13 protein-coding genes are annotated in these 16,742 nt (G+C 60.3%); 6 read left to right on the forward strand and 7 right to left on the reverse strand.

Annotated elements, in window-relative coordinates:
- Window positions 1–5 precede the first annotated feature (5 nt).
- A complete protein-coding gene (locus tag USG84_RS01245; RefSeq protein WP_151412785.1) occupies window positions 6–1,307 on the reverse strand; it encodes an MFS transporter in 1,302 nt (433 codons plus the stop codon).
- A gap of 288 nt (window positions 1,308–1,595) precedes the next feature.
- Between USG84_RS01245 and USG84_RS01250 the strand changes: the two genes are divergently transcribed.
- Entirely contained in the window at window positions 1,596–2,669 is a 1,074-nt protein-coding gene (locus USG84_RS01250) for a LacI family DNA-binding transcriptional regulator (RefSeq protein WP_151412786.1), read from the forward strand.
- Here USG84_RS01250 and USG84_RS01255 read toward each other — a convergent pair.
- The 4 genes from USG84_RS01255 to USG84_RS01270 form a co-directional block, all read right to left on the reverse strand.
- Complete coding sequence (locus tag USG84_RS01255) at window positions 2,666–3,922, reverse strand: DUF1479 domain-containing protein (protein ID WP_061098779.1); 1,257 nt, start codon at window positions 3,920–3,922, stop codon at window positions 2,666–2,668. The two genes, USG84_RS01250 and USG84_RS01255, sit on opposite strands and share 4 nt — an antisense overlap.
- Window positions 3,923–4,071: 149 nt before the next feature.
- Window positions 4,072–4,887, reverse strand: a complete 816-nt coding sequence (locus tag USG84_RS01260) for a Cof-type HAD-IIB family hydrolase (RefSeq protein WP_320738108.1) — start codon at window positions 4,885–4,887, stop codon at window positions 4,072–4,074.
- 153 nt (window positions 4,888–5,040) lie between these two features.
- Window positions 5,041–7,473 carry a formate C-acetyltransferase/glycerol dehydratase family glycyl radical enzyme gene (locus tag USG84_RS01265; protein WP_320738109.1) on the reverse strand — a complete coding sequence of 811 codons (2,433 nt, stop codon included), beginning with the start codon at window positions 7,471–7,473 and terminating at the stop codon, window positions 5,041–5,043.
- A gap of 4 nt (window positions 7,474–7,477) precedes the next feature.
- Window positions 7,478–8,377, reverse strand: a complete 900-nt coding sequence (locus tag USG84_RS01270; protein WP_151412787.1) for a glycyl-radical enzyme activating protein — start codon at window positions 8,375–8,377, stop codon at window positions 7,478–7,480.
- A gap of 127 nt (window positions 8,378–8,504) precedes the next feature.
- On the opposite strand from USG84_RS01270, the gene fsa reads away from it, so the two are divergent.
- Complete coding sequence (gene fsa / locus USG84_RS01275; protein ID WP_151412788.1) at window positions 8,505–9,167, forward strand: fructose-6-phosphate aldolase; 663 nt, start codon at window positions 8,505–8,507, stop codon at window positions 9,165–9,167.
- A gap of 89 nt (window positions 9,168–9,256) precedes the next feature.
- Here fsa and moeB read toward each other — a convergent pair whose 3' ends face one another.
- Complete coding sequence (moeB, locus tag USG84_RS01280; protein ID WP_151412789.1) at window positions 9,257–10,009, reverse strand: molybdopterin-synthase adenylyltransferase MoeB; 753 nt, start codon at window positions 10,007–10,009, stop codon at window positions 9,257–9,259.
- A 1-nt stretch (window position 10,010) separates the two neighbouring features.
- The gene (gene moeA / locus USG84_RS01285) at window positions 10,011–11,243 is read right to left on the reverse strand and encodes a molybdopterin molybdotransferase MoeA (RefSeq protein WP_320738110.1); all 1,233 of its coding nucleotides are present in this window, start codon (window positions 11,241–11,243) and stop codon (window positions 10,011–10,013) included.
- A 188-nt stretch (window positions 11,244–11,431) separates the two neighbouring features.
- Here moeA and iaaA point away from each other — a divergent pair, with 188 nt between their 5' ends.
- The 4 genes from iaaA to gsiC are packed head-to-tail and all read left to right on the forward strand — an operon-like array spanning window position 11,432 to window position 16,741.
- Window positions 11,432–12,370, forward strand: coding sequence for a beta-aspartyl-peptidase (gene iaaA / locus USG84_RS01290; RefSeq protein ID WP_151412790.1), 939 nt, complete (start codon window positions 11,432–11,434; stop codon window positions 12,368–12,370).
- Window positions 12,371–12,381: 11 nt separating this feature from the next.
- Window positions 12,382–14,253, forward strand: a complete 1,872-nt coding sequence (gene gsiA, locus USG84_RS01295) for a glutathione ABC transporter ATP-binding protein GsiA (protein WP_151412791.1) — start codon at window positions 12,382–12,384, stop codon at window positions 14,251–14,253.
- Window positions 14,254–14,276: 23 nt separating this feature from the next.
- Entirely contained in the window at window positions 14,277–15,815 is a 1,539-nt protein-coding gene (gsiB, locus tag USG84_RS01300; protein ID WP_320738111.1) for a glutathione ABC transporter substrate-binding protein GsiB, read from the forward strand.
- 5 nt (window positions 15,816–15,820) lie between these two features.
- On the forward strand, window positions 15,821–16,741 hold the full coding sequence (gene gsiC / locus USG84_RS01305) for a glutathione ABC transporter permease GsiC (RefSeq protein WP_061098770.1): 921 nt from the start codon (window positions 15,821–15,823) through the stop codon (window positions 16,739–16,741).
- Window position 16,742 lies beyond the last annotated feature (1 nt).

A 16,742-nucleotide genomic window follows, 5' to 3' on the forward strand; every position in this document is an offset into this window, starting at 1 on the left:
CACTATCAGGCGCGCTTGGCGCGACGTTCAGCAATAAATGCTACCAGGAAGAGAGCGCCAATCAGGTCAAAGAAGCCCATGGCAATAAAGAGCGGGTTAAAGCCGATTTTGTCGGCGGTCACCCCGATTAACAGCGAGAACAGGAAGCTGGCGATCCACGCCGCCGAGCCGCGCATGCCGTTGACGGTCGCCATCTGGCCTTTGTCGAACGACTCCACGACCAGGGCGCTCAGCATGCAGGAGATGATCTGGTGCCCGAAGCCGCCGATGGAGATCAGCACGATGGTGATATACGGGTCGCGGGTCACGGCGACGATGGCCAAAGAAATCATCAGGAACGCGCCGGTGACGGAGCTTGCCACCACCGAGTTCACGCGGGAGCAGCCGAACCAGCGGGTGTACAGGCGCGTCAGGTAGCCGCTTGCCACGCTGCCGAGGTCGGCGGCAAGGAAGGGCAGCCAGGCAAACATCGCAATCTGCTTCAGGTCCATGCCGTGCTCTTTGGCGAGGTACAGCGGCACCCAGAAGCTCAGCACTGCCCAGGCGGGTTCTGCCATAAAGGCCGGAATGGCGATACCGTAGAAGCGTTTGTTTTTCGAGACGGTTTTCAGCGCGGTCAGGAAGGGCAATTTGACCGGTGCAGGTTCGTTATCCTGCTTGATAAACGCCAGCTCGTCGCGGCTCAGGTTCGGGTGCTGCTCCGGGTTGTGGTAGAACGCCCACCAGAGGATCACCCACAGCAGCGCCAGAACGCCGGTAAACATAAACGCGCCCTGCCAGCCGAACGACGCGTGAGCAAAGTAGATGATAGGCGGGGCCAGCATCGCGCCGATGGAGAAGCCCACGCCCGCCCAGCCGGCGGCAACGGGGCGTTCCGATTTCGGGAACCATTCGCCGATGGTTTTGGCGTTCGCCGGAGTGGCGGCGGCCTCAGAAGCCCCCATAAAGAAGCGCAGAATTGCCAGGTGCAGCCAGCTTCCGGCGCCCGCGTGGAAGATACACATCAGCGCCCAGATCCCGGCGCAGACCATAAAGCCAATCTTCATGCCGATAACGTCAATCAGCCAGCCGCACAGGGGCTGGAAAATGGTGTAGGCAATCTGGAACGCGCCGACGATCCAGGAGTACTGCTCGGTGGTGATCCCGAGGCTCTCTTTCAGCTCCGGGGCGAGGATCCCGAGCGAGTTTCGGGTGATGTAGTTAACGGTGACGCCAAGTAAGAACAGCACCAGCACGTACCAGCGCAGGTTCTTGATGACGCGACGGGTTTTGCTTGTCGCAACGGTGTTATTGATGTCCTGACTCATTTTACTCTCCACAAGACGGACGGTAAGGGGACGGAGGTTCAGGTGTCACACAGATTGTTATGCCTTTGATTTCTATCCGCTTAGAATGCTTAAGTTGCTATACAACTAGTATGGAAGCTGTGTGACAAGTTCACCTTAGGGAAGAAAATGAGAGGGCAAAAGTGGATTTTGTGCAAAATTTCTCATAACTGACGCAAACCCTCTGGCATGATGGCCTTTATGTCAGCTATTGCCTGACGAATACGCTATGAAAAATTTTTCATTTCGCAAATGGAGCCAGATCACAAAATGGACAAAAGGCTAAAAATCACCGAAATCGCGGCCCGCACGCAGCTTTCCATCAGTACGGTTTCCCGCGTGCTGGCAGGCAAAGCGAATACCAGCGAAAAGGCGCGGGCTAAGGTGCTGGCGTGCGCGCGAGACCTGGGGGTGATGGACGGCATGGCGGCAGGGCGTCTGCTGCTTAACAGCCTGGTGGTTTTTGCCCCTCAGCGTGCCTTCGACGAGCGGTCCGACATCTTTTACTACCGCGTGATCCAGAGCGTGAGCAAAGGGCTTGCCTCGCACGAGGTTCGGCTGCGCTACTGCGCGCTGGAGGAGAACGACAGCGACGCTCAGATTTTTCTGGCACGCATGAACGAGCCGGATACCCAGGCGGCCATTCTGCTCGGTATCGACGATCCGCACATCCACGATCTGGCGGTGGACGTGGGGAAACCCTGCATGCTGATTAACTGCCGGGACCGCCGCATGCGCCTGCCTGCCGTCGCCCCGGATCACCGTGCGATTGGCGAGCGGGCGGCGGAGTACCTCTTCGAGATGGGGCACCGTGAGGTGATGAACGTGCTGTGCCTGCGTCGCTACACTATGGAGCTGCGCCTGGCGGGGATCCGCGACGCGTGGCACGCCCATAATCTCAGGTTTAACGACAGGCGCGACCTGCTGGTGGTGCCAAGCTTTAGCGCCAGAGAGACGGAGCAGCTGGTAAGCGAGTGGCTTAACCAGCAGCAGGGAAAAGACCTGCCGACGGCGTTCCTGGTAGGCGGGGACTTTATGGCGGCAGGCACCATCAGCGCCCTGCAAAATCACGGTCTGCGCGTGCCGCAGGACGTCTCGGTCATGAGCATCGACGGCTTTAATCTGGCGGCGATTCAGGATGTGCCCTTAACGGCGGTGCATGTTCCCCGCGACGAGCTGGGAACGGAAGCGGTGCATATGCTCCAGCAGCGGCTGATGCGCCCGGACGCGCCGGTAGGGACATTGCTGCTAAACGGTACGCTGGTCGTGCGGGAGTCGGTACGGCGGATACGTCAGGGGAAACGACGCACCGCCGTGGAGCGGGAAGGGCTGTACGACAGTTAAGCCATGCCCAGCGCGCGCTTGCCGTGGATGTTGAGATCGTTCACGGTAAAGCGGTCCTGCCAGCTTTTTTCATAATCCTCGCGCGGGAAGTCTCCCGGCGACGCGCCGGTTTCCAGCGCTTCCTTGACCTTTTTCGCGTAGGCGAGGTTTTTCTCGCACATCGGCGCGGCGGGGATGTACATCACGTTGCCCCAGCCCTGCTGATTTTCCACCGGCGCGACGGAGTGGATCACGTCGCAGTGCCACCACACGGAATCGCCCGCCTCCAGCGCCGGAATGCTGGTCAGCGCCTCGACAAGCAGCGGGTGCCATTTCTCGGAAATCGGCAGCACGCGCCCCGGCGCGACGCCGCAGAGTTCGTCTTCCGGCACGTCGTCCAGCAGCGGACGCAGCAGTATATAGGCCATCGCTTCCGGGATCGGCACCACGTGCAGCAGCCCCTGGCCGGGGATCATGTCCGACAGCGCCGTCCAGCCCTGGAAGGTGCGGAACACCGAGCACTTGGTGGTGTTATCCACGGTGTACTCTTCCACTTCGGTGCGGTGCGCGGCGTTCCACGGATCGTATTTCTCGACGTTGCCGTCAAACACGCGGGCAAACACCTGCTGATAGGCCGGAAGCAGCCAGCGCTCCAGCGCGCCGGAGTCGGTGTGCGCGCCCAGCCCTTTTGAGGTGGTTCCCGGCGGGCGGCGGCGGATGCGGTCCGGGTAAATCACGCTCACGTCCGGGTCGAACCACCGTTTGCCGTTGCTCTCGAATGTCCATAAACGGTTCAGGAACGACTGCACCTGCGCCATCTCTTCGCTCTGGCGCGCCTGCATTTGCGCCTGGGACCAGTAGATCGGGTAAATCTCCGGACGGGAGGCGGTTAAGGTGCCGAAGAAGTTGTCGCCTGGCCCTTTGTACACCTCGTCAAACTTGTTCAGGTCGAGGTAGTCAAGCATCGACCGATCCCACGCCAGCGCCTGCTCGCGCGGGAAGTGACCTTTAATCACCGCGCAGCCGCGGCGCTTAACGGCCTCGCGCTGTGCGTCGGTAATCGTGCCGTTTTTCACATCTGCAAACGGAATCACCGGCCAGACGGATTCACCTTTGTTTTTGAGAGCGTTGATCTCCGCCACGCGGGTGGCGATTTTATCGCTGAGCTTGTCGAACACCGCCTGAACGTCGCCGATCTGCGCGCGTAACTCACGTTTTAACTGACGGATTGCCGCTTTGTGGTCCGCTGGCAAGGTTTCACTGGTAAAGGTCATAGCTGCCTCGCATCTTTCATTCGAAAGTAAAAATGTCTACAAGTGATACTTTAAGTTAAAAATAAGTTAATGCAAGTTTAAAAACTTGACGCAAGCCACAGGACGGAAAAAGAGTGAGGGGCCGGAGCGAGGCTCCGGCGAGGAAAAGATCAGACGTCGAAAGGAGAGTGGTTGTCGAGCACGGCCTGAATCACGTTCAGCGCGCCCTGATGGTTGTTGTCGTCGGTGCTGTAGCGGCTGATTTCTTTAATGCTCTGCGCCGCGTTGCCCATGGCAAAAGAGTATTTCACCAGCTTCAGCATCTCGGCATCGTTGCCGCTGTCGCCAATGCCGACGCACTCCTGTGGGGAGATTTTCCAGCGTTTCAGCAGGCGGCTAATGCCGTTGGCTTTGTGCAGGCCTGGGATAATCAAATCCACAAAACCAAAGCCGCTGGTAACCGGCTTCATGATGCCGTCCAGGGAGACGTGCAGTTTATCGACCAGGTTCGGGATATCGCTGTCCGGCAGGTTCAGGGAGAACTTAAACAGCACGTCGTCGATTTCGCGGTAATCCCTGATGCGCTTTAAGCGGTGATAGTGCTTTGACATCAGCGCCACGAAGGCGTCCGGGGCTTTGTCGCTCACGTAGGCGCTCTCCAGACCGCAGGCCACAAAGTTCAGCCCTTTGTCTTTCAGGAGTTCGCCAATAACGATCTGCGACTCATGGCGGGTCAGCTCGCCGTGGAACACCTGTTCGCCGTGGTCGAACACCAGCGCGCCGTTTTCCGCCACGAAGGAGATCTGGTCTTTCAGCTCGGGGAAGAAGGAGATGAGCTGGTAATACTGGTTGCCGCTGGCGACAACGAATTCGATATCGCGGGATTTAAGCTGCTCAAACTGTGCCTGGAAGCGGTCACGATCGTACTGCTTGGCATCATCAAGGAAAGTTCCGTCCATATCGGTGACGATAACTTTAACGGTCATACTGTGCTCCTGGGTCACTGCGTTTTGAAACATTCTAATAACAAGGTGACGGGGAGCACAAATTTAATTTCATTCGAAAGTAAAAGCAAAACGGCAACGAGGTTGGCGTTTTTAGTGTTTTCTCCCTCTCCCCGTGGGAGAGGGGATTGATTGCTACAGCGTATGCTCAGTACGCGCAATGATATCGTCCTGCGCATCCGGCGACAGGGCGGTGAAGAACGCCGAGTAGCCCGCCACGCGCACGACCAGGTCGCGGTACTGGTCCGGGTGTTTCTTCGCTTCCAGCAGCGTTTCACGCGAGACGATGTTGTACTGAATATGCCAGCCCTTATGCACCTCGAAGAAGGTACGCAGCAGCACCATCAGCTTCTGGCGATCGCTGTCATTTTCCAGCGTCGACGGGTTCAGCTTCTGGTTTAGCAGCACGCCGCCCAGGATCGCCTCGGTAGGCAGTTTACCGACCGAGCCGATCACCGCCGTCGGGCCGAGGTGGTCCGTACCGGAGGCCGGGCTTGCCCCTTCCGCCAGCGGGGTATGCGCCTTACGTCCGTCCGGGGTCGCCATCGTTGCCGCGCCAAACGGCACGTTAGCGGAGATGGACGACGTGCCCGCGTAGTAGTTACCGCCAATCGGGCCGCGGCCGTAGCGCGGGTTGTGGTACTGCTTCAGCTCCTCAATGTAGGTCTGGTAGGCGCGCGTCAGCAGCATGTCCACGCTGTCGTCGTCGTTGCCGTACTTCGGCGCACCGTTGATCAGGCGCTGGCGCAGCTGCTCGTGGGTCAGCCCGTCGAAGTCATCCGCCAGCGCCGCCGCCAGCTGCTGCTGGCCGATAGCGCCCTGCTCAAACACCAGCTTTTTCACCGCCGCCAGGCTGTTACCGAGGTTGGCGATACCCACCTGCAGGCCGGAGACCCAGTCATACTTCGCGCCGCCCTGCTTGATGCTTTTCGCGCGCTCGATGCAGTCGTCCACCAGCGCCGAGCAGAGAATGTCGTGGACGTTCTCCTCCAGCATGGTGTCCACCACGTACTCGATCTCGATGGATTTGCGGGTGTAGTAGCGGATCTGGCTGTCCCACGCCGCCATCACTTCCTCGAAGTTATTGAAGTTGCCGGCAGAGAGCGCTTTCTCCTGTGGCAGGAACACCTTGCCGCTGGTGGCGTCGCGGCCGCCTTCCAGCGCGGCGAGCATCACGCGGGCAAAGTTGATAAAGCTCATGCCGGTGCAGCGGTAGCCCCACTTGCCGCCCACCGCGGTTTCGATACAGCCGATGGCCGCGTAGTCGTAGGCGTCGTCGCGTTCAACGCCGAGCTTGATGAATTCCGGGATCACGATTTCATCGTTGTTGAACGCCGGCATGCCGAAGCCGCAGCGGATCACCTGCACGCAGGCGTCGAGGAAGTCGTTGCTCATGCCCGCGTGGTAGCGCACGCTCAGGTTCGGCTGGGTGGAGCGCAGGCGACCGCATGACTCCAGAATCGCGTAGGAGAGCGGGTTGACCGCGTCCATCGGCTCACCGTTGACCAGCTTCTGGCCGCCGATGGTGACGTTCTGGTACAGCGGGCTGCCGGCGGAGGCCTTGGAGTGCGAGCCGGAGCGGATCTTGTTCACTTCCAGCAGCTTCAGCCAGCAGCTGTGCAGCAGCTCGATGGCGTGCTCGCGGTCGAGGCTCTGGTTCAGCTCCACGTCGCGGCGGTAGTACGGGTACAGGTATTGGTCCATACGCGCGAAGGAGACGGAGTGGCCGTTGGACTCAATCTGCAGGATCAGCTGAATGAAGTAGCACAGCTGCAGCGCCTGCCAGAAGGTTTTTGGCGGCTCGTGGGCAATCACGTCGCAGTTTTCCGCCATCGCCAGCAGCTCGTCGCGGCGGCTTTCGCGGGTTTCCGTAGACGCCATCTCACGCGCCAGGTCGGCGAAGCGTTTGATGTGCAGGCTGACGGCTTCCAGCACGATATCAATTGCCTTCAGGAACTGATCGCCGTGCAGATCTTCCAGCACCGTCAGGTTGATGCGCGAGCGGCGCTCGGCCACTTTGGCGCGCAGGCCGTCGAGACCTTTCTCCAGCACCAGCGGGAAGTTCACCGCCAGGTGCGCGTCGCCGGAGGTCATATTGCCTTCGGCTTTGATGATGCCGGTTTCCAGCAGGCCTTTCTGCTCGTCGGTGAACATGCCGTAGCAGCGGTCCTGCACCGTCTGGCCGCGCCACCACGGGCAGATTTCATGCAGCACGCGCTTGTTCTCTTCGCTTACCGCAAAGCCCGCACCCGGACGGTCCGCCAGATCGTCAATCTCTTTCTCAATCCAGGATACGGTGTATTCCGGGAAAATCGGCGCGGCGCGCACTTCGCTTGCCTGGTTGCCGATAATCAGCTCGTCGTGCTTGATCCAGATGGTGCGTTCCGCCAGGTGATGCGCCAGCGCCAGGGCGCGACGCACCGGGATCGGCTTGTCCATGTGCTGCTGGTACATTTCGGTGTAATGCTGCGCGCGCTCGGTGCAGACCGGCGGCTTGACGATATGCACCAGCGCCATTTTATGCGCTTTAATACGTTCGCTGAGGGTGTTGAGATTCAGGGTGGTCATAGGTTTATCCTCGTAAGGTCGCGGTTAACCCTTTCTGGCAGGCGTACTGCTGCGCGAAGTCCAGCAGGGCAGGGTTATCCAGCGGTTTGTCAGGGGCAGAGTAGGGTTGGCCGAGCAGGGTGTATTTGTTCATGCCCAGCGTGTGATACGGCAGAAAATGAATATCGTCGACGCCAAGTTCATCGGCGGCGAAGTTTGTAATGGCAGCGATCGAGGCTTCATCCGCGTTAAAACCCTGGATCAGCGGCACGCGAATGGTGATCTTTTTCCCGGCAGCGGCGAGGCGCTTCAGGTTATCCAGGATCCGCTTAGCCGAGCCGTCCGTCCACTGCTTGAACACTTCACCGTCGACGTGCTTCAGGTCGGCGAGGAACAGATCGACGTACGGTAATGACGGCTCAATATAGTGCCACGGCACGTGAAGGCAGGTTTCCACGGCGGTGTGGATCCCCTGTTCGTGGCTGGCCTTAAACAGGGCGTGCGCCAGCGCCGGGTTCATAAACGGTTCGCCGCCGGAGAGGGTGATCCCGCCGCCGCTGCGGTCGTAGAAAGGTTTGTCGCGCAGCACGGTGGCCATAATCTCGTCCACCTGCTGTTCTTCACCGCAGACGGTAAGCGCCTGCGTCGGGCAGCATTCGGTGAGGGCATTAAGCGTCTCTTCACTCAGCTTTTCGCGGTGGATAACCAGGCCATTGAGCGCGCGTTCGATACAGCCCGGCGCCGCCAGCTGGCACAGGTCGCAGCCTTCCAGACACAGGCGTGCGTCAAACAGCACGTCCCGGCTGCGGGAGCGGCTTTCCGGGTTCTGGCACCAGCGACAGCCCAGCGAGCAGCCTTTCAGGAACACCACGGTTCGAATACCGGGGCCGTCGTGAGTGGAGTAACGCTGAATATTGAAGATCATACTTTTGCCCTCAAGTTGCATATGAAGATTAAATTACTTTCGAATGAAAGTTATCTTGATGCAGGTCAACTCTTGAGCGGGTTTTATCGTGATAGGGTAAGTGCAGGCTAATTTTGAGGGTGACATCATGGAACTTTATCTCGACACATCTGACGTTGCGGCAGTCAAAAAGCTGGCGCGTATCTTCCCGCTGGCGGGCGTGACCACCAACCCAAGCATTGTGGCGGCAGGTAAAACGCCGCTCGACGAGCTGCTGCCCGCGCTGCACGACGCGATGGGCGGTAAGGGCCGTCTGTTTGCCCAGGTAATGGCAACCACCGCCGAAGGGATGGTGGAAGACGCGCGCAAGCTGCGCGCCATCATTAACGACCTGGTGGTGAAGGTGCCGGTGACCGCGGAAGGGCTGGCGGCCATTAAGATGCTGAAAGCGGAAGGGATCCCGACGCTGGGCACGGCGGTGTACGGCGCCGCGCAGGGGATGCTGTCCGCCCTGGCGGGAGCAGAGTATGTCGCCCCTTACGTCAACCGCGTGGACGCGCAGGGCGGGGATGGGATCCAGACCGTGATTGAGCTGCAGCAGCTGTTGACGCTGCACGCGCCGCAGTCAAAGGTGCTGGCCGCGAGCTTCAAGACCCCGCGTCAGGCGCTGGACTGCCTGCTGGCAGGGTGCGAGTCCATCACGCTGCCGCTGGACGTGGCGCAGCAGTTTATTACTTCCCCTGCGGTGGATGCGGCGATCGTGAAGTTTGAGCAGGACTGGCAGGGGGCGTTTGGACGGACGTCGATTTGATGGGTGCGGCCTGATGCCCTCACCCCAACCCTCTCCCACAGGGAGAGGGAGCAAACACTAAAACGGCAACCTTAAGGTTGCCGTTTGCTTTAACCTCCACAAACCTCACACCCCGGGCTACGCATCAGCTTCATCTCGCGGAACTGGCAGGTCATCGCGTCATACATCACGATTTTCCCCGCCGCTGGCGTGCCGTAGCGCGCCAGGACTTTGATCGCTTCCATCGCCTGCAGCGAACCAATCACGCCAACAAGCGGCGCCATCACGCCCGCCTCGACGCAGGTTAGCGCGTTCTCGCCGAACAGGCGGCTCAGGCAGCGGTAGCAGGGTTCACCTTCGGCGTAGGTAAAGACGCTGATTTGCCCCTCCATACGGATGGCCGCGCCGGAAACCAGCGGGGTTTTGTGGGCAAAACAGCCCGCGTTCAGCTGGTTACGAATCGCCACGTTGTCGGTGCAGTCCAGCACCAGGTCGTGCTGCGCAATCTGCGCGAACAGCGCGTCGTCATCCAGCATGGCGTCAATCAGGGTGAATTCACAATGAGGATTAATGCGCGCCAGCGCCGTGCGGGCGGATTCCACTTTTGGCTGGCCCACCGTCGCGTCGCTGTGCAGCGTCTGGCGCTGCAGGTTGGACACCGACACGGTATCAAAATCCAGCAGCGTCATGCGGCCAACGCCCGCTGCGACAAGGTACTGCGCGGCGGCGCAGCCCAGCCCGCCGAGACCGACGACCAGCACATTGGCTGCCTTGAGCGCTTCCTGGCCCTCAAAGTCAAACCCGCGCAGCACAATCTGGCGGTTGTAGCGCATCATCTCCTGGTCGCTCAGCTCCACCGTCATGTTAGCCTCCGAAAAGGTGGTTAAAGCGCTCGATCTCAACCCATTCACCTGCTTCCACGCTGCCGCGCTCGCGCTCCAGCACGATAAAGCAGTTGCCCTGGCTGAAGGAGCTGAAAATATGCGAGCCCTGGTGGCCGGTGGTGCTCACTTCAAGCTCGCCGTCCGCGTTGCGCGCCAGAATGCCGCGCTGGAAATCGAGACGGCCCGGCGATTTTTTCAGACGCGTGGCGGCACGCACGCGCAGGCGTTCCGGTAGCGGGCTGGCTTTGTTGCCGGAAAGCTTCGCCAGCAGCGGGATCGCCAGCTGGTAGAAGGTGAGTGCCGCAGAGACCGGGTTACCCGGCAGGCCGCAGAACCAGCTGTGCGGAAGCTTGCCAAAGGCGAATGGTTTACCCGGCTTGATCGCCAGCTTCCAGAAGGCGATTTCGCCCAGCTCTTCAAGAAGGGTTTTGGTGTAATCCGCTTCGCCAACCGATACGCCGCCGGAGCTGATGACCACATCGGCGGCATTATCCGCCTCGATAAACGCGGCGCGCAGTTTTTCCGGATCGTCTGGAATAATGCCGAGGTTAATCACCTCGCAGCCCAGCTGCTCCAGCATCAGGTGTACCGCCAGGCGGTTGGTGTCGTAAATCTGACCGTCCTGCAGCGGCTGGCCCGGAAGCTGCAGCTCGTCGCCGGTGGAGAAGACCGCCACGCGGACCTTACGGACAACGTCGACTTCGGCGATGCCGAGCGATGCCAGCACCGGCAGTTCACCTGCCGTCAGCTTCTGCCCGGCGGCAAAGACCGTTGCGCCAAGGGTAATGTCCTCGCCGGTACGGCGGATATTCTGACCCGCTTTGACGCTGGCGGTAAAACGCACCCCGTCGTCGGTCTGTTCGGTCTCTTCCTGCATCACCACGGCGTCGCAGCCAGCCGGAACCGGCGCGCCGGTCATGATGCGCACGCAGGTGCCCGCCGGCCATTCGCCGCTAAACGGCTGGCCCGCAAACGCTTTACCCGCCACCGGCAGGGCGTTGCCCGTCTGGAGATCCGCCAGGCGCACCGCGTAACCGTCCATCGCGGAGTTATCGAACCCCGGCACGTTCATCGGCGAGACGATATCGCGCGCGGCAATACGACCAAAACAGCGCACAAGCGGCAGCGTCTCAACGTCATGCAGCGGAGAAATACGGTCAAGCATCTGCGAGAGTGCCGTCTCAAGCGGCATCAGTCCGGCGGTAAAATCCATGGTGGGCTCCTGCGGAGTAACAACGAAAGCGTCCATTATGGCAGAAAAGTGCGGCTAACTGTATGACCCGATGGGTGTACGCTTTACATCACTGTTGCGTCTTTCTATATTCAAAAATCATCTGAAGTTTCATCGACGATAATGATATTTATAGAAAAAGCCGCGAATCAGGCTAACGGGTGATGCGAATGGTTAATGCGGTAATCGCAATTCATGGCGGCGCAGGGGCAATCACCCGTGCACAGCTCAGTCCCGAGCAGGAAAAGCGCTACATTGACGCGCTGTACGCCATTGTGGAAACGGGCCAGAAAATGCTGGAAGCGGGCGAGAGCGCGCTGGATGTGGTCACCGAGGCGGTGCGTCTGCTGGAAGAGTGTCCGCTCTTTAATGCCGGAATCGGTTCGGTCTTTACCCGGGATGAAACCCACGAGCTGGACGCCTGCGTGATGGACGGCGTCACCCTGAAGGCGGGCGCCGTGGCGGGCGTGAGCCATCTGCGAAATCCGGTGCTGGCGGCGCGTCTGGTGATGGAGGAGAGCCCGCACGTTCTGCTGGCGGGCGCCGGGGCGGAAAAATTTGCCTATGAGCACGGAATGGAACCGGTATCGCCGGAGCTGTTTTCCACGGAAGAACGCTATCAGCAGCTGCTGGAAGCCCGTACGGCGGGCATGACGCAGCTTGACCATGCTGCGCCGCTGGATGAAACCACCAAAATGGGCACGGTCGGCGCGGTGGCGCTTGATAAAGCCGGCAACCTCGCGGCGGCCACGTCAACGGGCGGCATGACCAACAAGCTCCCCGGACGCGTCGGCGACAGCCCGCTGCCGGGCGCGGGCTGCTATGCCAATAACGCCACGGCAGCGGTGTCCTGTACCGGCACCGGGGAAGTGTTTATTCGCGCCCTCGCGGCCTACGATATCACCGCGCTGATGGATTACGGCGGTTTAAGCCTGAGCGAGGCCTGCGAGCGGGTGGTGATGGAAAAATTACCTGCCCTGGGCGGCGTCGGCGGGCTGATTGCGGTCGATCGCGAGGGCAACGTGGCCCTGCCGTTCAACAGCGAAGGGATGTATCGCGCCTGGGGTTACGCCGGTGATGAGCCGAGCACGGGCATCTATCGTGAATAAGGGGGCAGCGCGTGCCGCACACTGAAGAACTGGACAACCGCGAGGTGCTGGCTGTCCATCAGCTGAATATTGCGTTTCAGGAAGAGCGGCAGTTCATCCCCGCAGTACAGAATTTATCGTTCTCGCTCAGGCGCGGCGAGACGCTGGCGATTGTCGGCGAGTCCGGTTCCGGTAAATCGGTCACCGCGCTGGCGCTGATGCGCCTGCTGGAACAGACGGGCGGGCAAATCAGCAGCGAGAAAATGCTCCTGCGCCGCCGTAACCGTCAGGTCATCGATTTAAACGAGCTAAGCGACGCGCAGATGCAGGGCGTGCGCGGGGCGGATATCGCGATGATCTTCCAGGAGCCGATGACCTCGCTCAACCCGGTTTTCCCGGTCGGGGAGCAAATAGCCGAGTCCATCCGGCTGCATCAGGGGCTGAGCGGCGATGAGGCGCTCAAAGAGGCCCGACGGATGCTGGAGCTGGTGCGCATTCCGGAGGCGCAGGCCATTCTGGGGCGCTACCCGCATCAGCTTTCCGGCGGCATGCGCCAGCGGGTTATGATTGCCATGGCGCTCTCCTGCCGTCCGGCGGTGCTGATCGCCGATGAGCCGACGACGGCGCTGGACGTGACGATTCAGGCGCAGATCCTGCAGCTCATCAAAGTGCTGCAGCAGGAAATGGAGATGGGGGTGATTTTCATCACCCACGATATGGGCGTAGTGGCCGACATCGCCGATCGGGTGCTGGTGATGCACAAGGGCAATGCTGTGGAAACCGGCGTGGTCGAGCAGATTTTCCATGCTCCCGTGCATCCATACACCAAAGCGCTGCTGGCGGCGGTGCCGCGCCTTGGGGCGATGAACGGCAGCGATTTGCCGCGCCGCTTTCCGCTGATTTCCCTGGAGGCGACAGAGCCGCAGGAGGATGAACGCGAGCAGGACACCGTGGTGCCGGGCAAACCGATACTTGAAGTGCGCAATCTGGTAACCCGCTTTCCGCTGCGCAGCGGAATTTTCAACCGCCTGAAGCGCGAAGTGCATGCGGTGGAAAACGTCAGTTTCGATCTCTGGCCGGGTGAAACGCTGGCGCTGGTAGGGGAGTCCGGCTGCGGGAAATCCACCACCGGGCGGGCGCTGCTCAGGCTCGTGGAGACGCAGGAGGGGACGATAACCTTTAATGGGGAACGTATCGACACCCTGCCGGATAATAAATTACAGGCGGTCCGCCGGGATATTCAGTTTATCTTCCAGGATCCGTATGCCTCTCTCGACCCGCGCCATACGGTAGGGTACTCAATTATGGAGCCGCTGCGGGTGCATAACCTGCTCGACGGCGAGGCGGCGCAGCGTCGCGTTGCCTGGCTGCTGGAGCGCGTTGGCCTGAAGCCGGAACACGCCTGGCGTTATCCACACGAGTTTTCCGGCGGGCAGCGGCAGCGTATCTGCATCGCCCGCGCGCTGGCGCTGAACCCGAAGGTGGTGATTGCGGATGAGTCCGTCTCGGCGCTGGATGTCTCGATCCGGGCGCAAATCATCAACCTGTTGCTGGATTTACAGCGGGATATGGGGATTGCCTTCCTGTTTATCTCGCACGATATGGCGGTGGTAGAGCGCATCAGCCATCGCGTGGCGGTGATGTTTATGGGGCAAATCGTGGAGATTGGCCCGCGAAGGGCGGTGTTCGAGAACCCGCAGCACCCTTACACCCGCAAGCTTATCGCGGCGGTCCCGGTTGCCGATCCCGCGCACCGCCACGGCCAGCGCGTGCTGCTGCAGGATGAGATGCCGAGCAACATACGTAAACGCGGTGAGGCCATGGAGCGCGTCACGCTGCGTGAGGTTGGTCCGGGCCACTTCGTGGCTCCCCCGCGCCAGGACAATGCCTTCTCACGGTTATAACTTACAACAGGCAGGAGAACACAATGGTTACATTTGTAGCGCGTAGATGGTTGTTAGCCGCGAGCGTGACGGCAGCCCTGGCCGCTGCCCCCGCGTTCGCCGCCAAAGATGTGGTGGTTGCCGTCGGCTCCAACTTCACCACGCTCGATCCGTACGACGCCAACGACACGCTCTCCCAGGCGGTGGCGAAATCGTTCTATCAGGGGCTGTTTGGCCTCGACAAAGAGATGAAGCTGAAAAACGTGCTGGCGGAGGGGTACACCGTTTCCGACGACGGGCTGGTTTATACCATCAAGCTCCGTTCCGGCGTGAAGTTCCAGGACGGGACAGATTTCAATGCGGAGGGGGTAAAGGTCAACCTCGACCGTGCCAGCAATCCTCAAAACAGCCTCAAGCGCTATAACCTGTATAAAAATATCGCCAGCACCGAGGTCGTCGACCCGGCGACGGTAAAAATCACCCTGAAAGAGCCATTCTCGGCGTTCATCAATATTCTGGCGCATCCGGCGACGGCGATGATCTCGCCCGCCGCGCTGAAAAAGTACGGTAAAGAGATCGGCTTCCACCCGGTGGGAACCGGGCCGTACGAGCTGCTCACCTGGAACCAGACCGATTTCGTGAAGGTGAAAAAATTCGCGGGATACTGGCAGAAGGGGCTGCCGAAGCTGGACACCATCACCTGGCGCCCGGTGGTGGACAACAACACCCGCGCGGCGATGCTGCAAACCGGCGAGGCACAGTTTGCCTTCCCGATCCCGTACGAGCAGGCCGCGATATTGCAGAAAAACAGCAAGCTGGAGCTGGTTGCCAGCCCGTCTATCATGCAGCGCTACATCAGCATGAACGTCACGCAGAAGCCGTTCGATAACCCGAAGGTGCGTGAAGCCATCAACTACGCCATTAACCGTCAGGCGCTGGTGAAGGTTGCTTTTGCCGGCTATGCCACCCCGGCTACCGGCGTGCTGCCCCCGGCCATCGCCTATGCGCAAAGCTATCAGCCGTGGCCGTACGATCCGGCCAAAGCGCGCGAGCTGCTGAAAGAGGCGGGCTTCCCGAACGGCTTCAGCACCACGCTGTGGTCGTCGCATAATCACAGTACCGCCCAGAAGGTGCTGCAGTTCACCCAGCAGCAGCTGGCGCAGGTGGGAATTAAGGCGCAGGTCACCGCGATGGATGCCGGACAGCGTGCGGCAGAGGTTGAGGGGAAAGGGCAGAAAGAGAGCGGCGTGCGGATGTTCTACACCGGCTGGACGGCCTCGACCGGGGAAGCCGACTGGGCGCTGTCGCCGCTGTTTGCTTCGCAGAACTGGCCGCCAACCCTGTTCAACACCGCGTTTTACAGCAATCCGCAGGTCGATAAAGACCTGGCCGATGCCCTGAAGACGACCAAACCGGAAGAGAAAGCCCGCCTCTACAAAGACGCGCAGGACATTATCTGGAAAGAGTCACCGTGGGTGCCGCTGGTGGTGGAGAAACTGGTCTCAGCCCATAACAAAGCGCTGACCGGATTCTACATCATGCCGGACACCGGCTTTAGCTTTGACGATGCGGATCTAAAATAAACCTCATGCTGAATTATGTTTGTAAACGCCTGCTGGGGCTTATCCCGACGCTGCTGATAGTGGCGGTACTGGTGTTTTTGTTTGTCCATATGCTGCCGGGCGATCCGGCTCGCCTGGTTGCAGGGCCAGAGGCGGATGCCACCGTCATTGAGCTGGTGCGTAAACAGCTGGGCCTCGACCAGCCGCTGTATATGCAGTTTCTGCACTATATGTGCAACGTTCTACAGGGCGACTTTGGTATCTCGATGGTGTCGCGGCGTCCGGTGTCGGAGGAGATTGCCAGCCGCTTTATGCCCACGTTCTGGTTAACGATTGCCAGCATGGGCTGGGCGGTGGTGTTTGGGCTTGGCGCGGGGATTATTGCTGCCGTCTGGCGCAACCGCTGGCCGGACAAGCTCGGCATGGCGCTGGCGGTGACCGGCATCTCCTTTCCGGCGTTCGCGCTGGGGATGCTGCTGATGCAGATCTTCTCCGTCGAGCTGGGCTGGCTGCCGACCGTCGGGGCCGATACCTGGAAGCATTACATTCTGCCCTCTATGACGCTGGGCGCTGCCGTGTCGGCGGTGATGGCGCGCTTTACCCGCGCCTCGTTCGTGGACGTGCTGAGCGAAGATTATATTCGCACCGCGCGGGCGAAAGGGGTCAGCGAGAAGTGGGTTATTCTCAAGCACGGGTTCCGCAATGCGATGATCCCGGTGGTGACGATGATGGGGCTGCAGTTTGGTTTCCTGCTGGGTGGCTCTATCGTCGTGGAAAAGGTCTTCAACTGGCCGGGGCTGGGGCGCCTGCTGGTCGATTCCGTCGAGATGCGCGACTACCCGGTGATTCAGGCGGAAGTCCTGCTTTTCTCGCTGGAGTTTATTCTTATCAACTTAGTGGTGGACGTGCTCTACGCCGCCATTAACCCGGCCATCAGGTATAAGTAAG

This window comes from Enterobacter sp. 168J2, assembly GCF_034107265.1.
In the GTDB taxonomy this organism is placed as follows: Bacteria; Pseudomonadota; Gammaproteobacteria; order Enterobacterales; family Enterobacteriaceae; genus Enterobacter; species Enterobacter nematophilus.

Coding starts and splice junctions, on each gene's coding strand:
- USG84_RS01245 (WP_151412785.1), bottom strand. CDS start 1,307: ATGAGTCAGGACATCAATAACACCGTTGCGACAAGCAAAACCCGTCGC.
- USG84_RS01250 (WP_151412786.1), top strand. CDS start 1,596: ATGGACAAAAGGCTAAAAATCACCGAAATCGCGGCCCGCACGCAGCTT.
- USG84_RS01255 (WP_061098779.1), bottom strand. CDS start 3,922: ATGACCTTTACCAGTGAAACCTTGCCAGCGGACCACAAAGCGGCAATC.
- USG84_RS01260 (WP_320738108.1), bottom strand. CDS start 4,887: ATGACCGTTAAAGTTATCGTCACCGATATGGACGGAACTTTCCTTGAT.
- USG84_RS01265 (WP_320738109.1), bottom strand. CDS start 7,473: ATGACCACCCTGAATCTCAACACCCTCAGCGAACGTATTAAAGCGCAT.
- USG84_RS01270 (WP_151412787.1), bottom strand. CDS start 8,377: ATGATCTTCAATATTCAGCGTTACTCCACTCACGACGGCCCCGGTATT.
- fsa (WP_151412788.1), top strand. CDS start 8,505: ATGGAACTTTATCTCGACACATCTGACGTTGCGGCAGTCAAAAAGCTG.
- moeB (WP_151412789.1), bottom strand. CDS start 10,009: ATGACGGTGGAGCTGAGCGACCAGGAGATGATGCGCTACAACCGCCAG.
- moeA (WP_320738110.1), bottom strand. CDS start 11,243: ATGGATTTTACCGCCGGACTGATGCCGCTTGAGACGGCACTCTCGCAG.
- iaaA (WP_151412790.1), top strand. CDS start 11,432: ATGGTTAATGCGGTAATCGCAATTCATGGCGGCGCAGGGGCAATCACC.
- gsiB (WP_320738111.1), top strand. CDS start 14,277: ATGGTTACATTTGTAGCGCGTAGATGGTTGTTAGCCGCGAGCGTGACG.
- gsiC (WP_061098770.1), top strand. CDS start 15,821: ATGCTGAATTATGTTTGTAAACGCCTGCTGGGGCTTATCCCGACGCTG.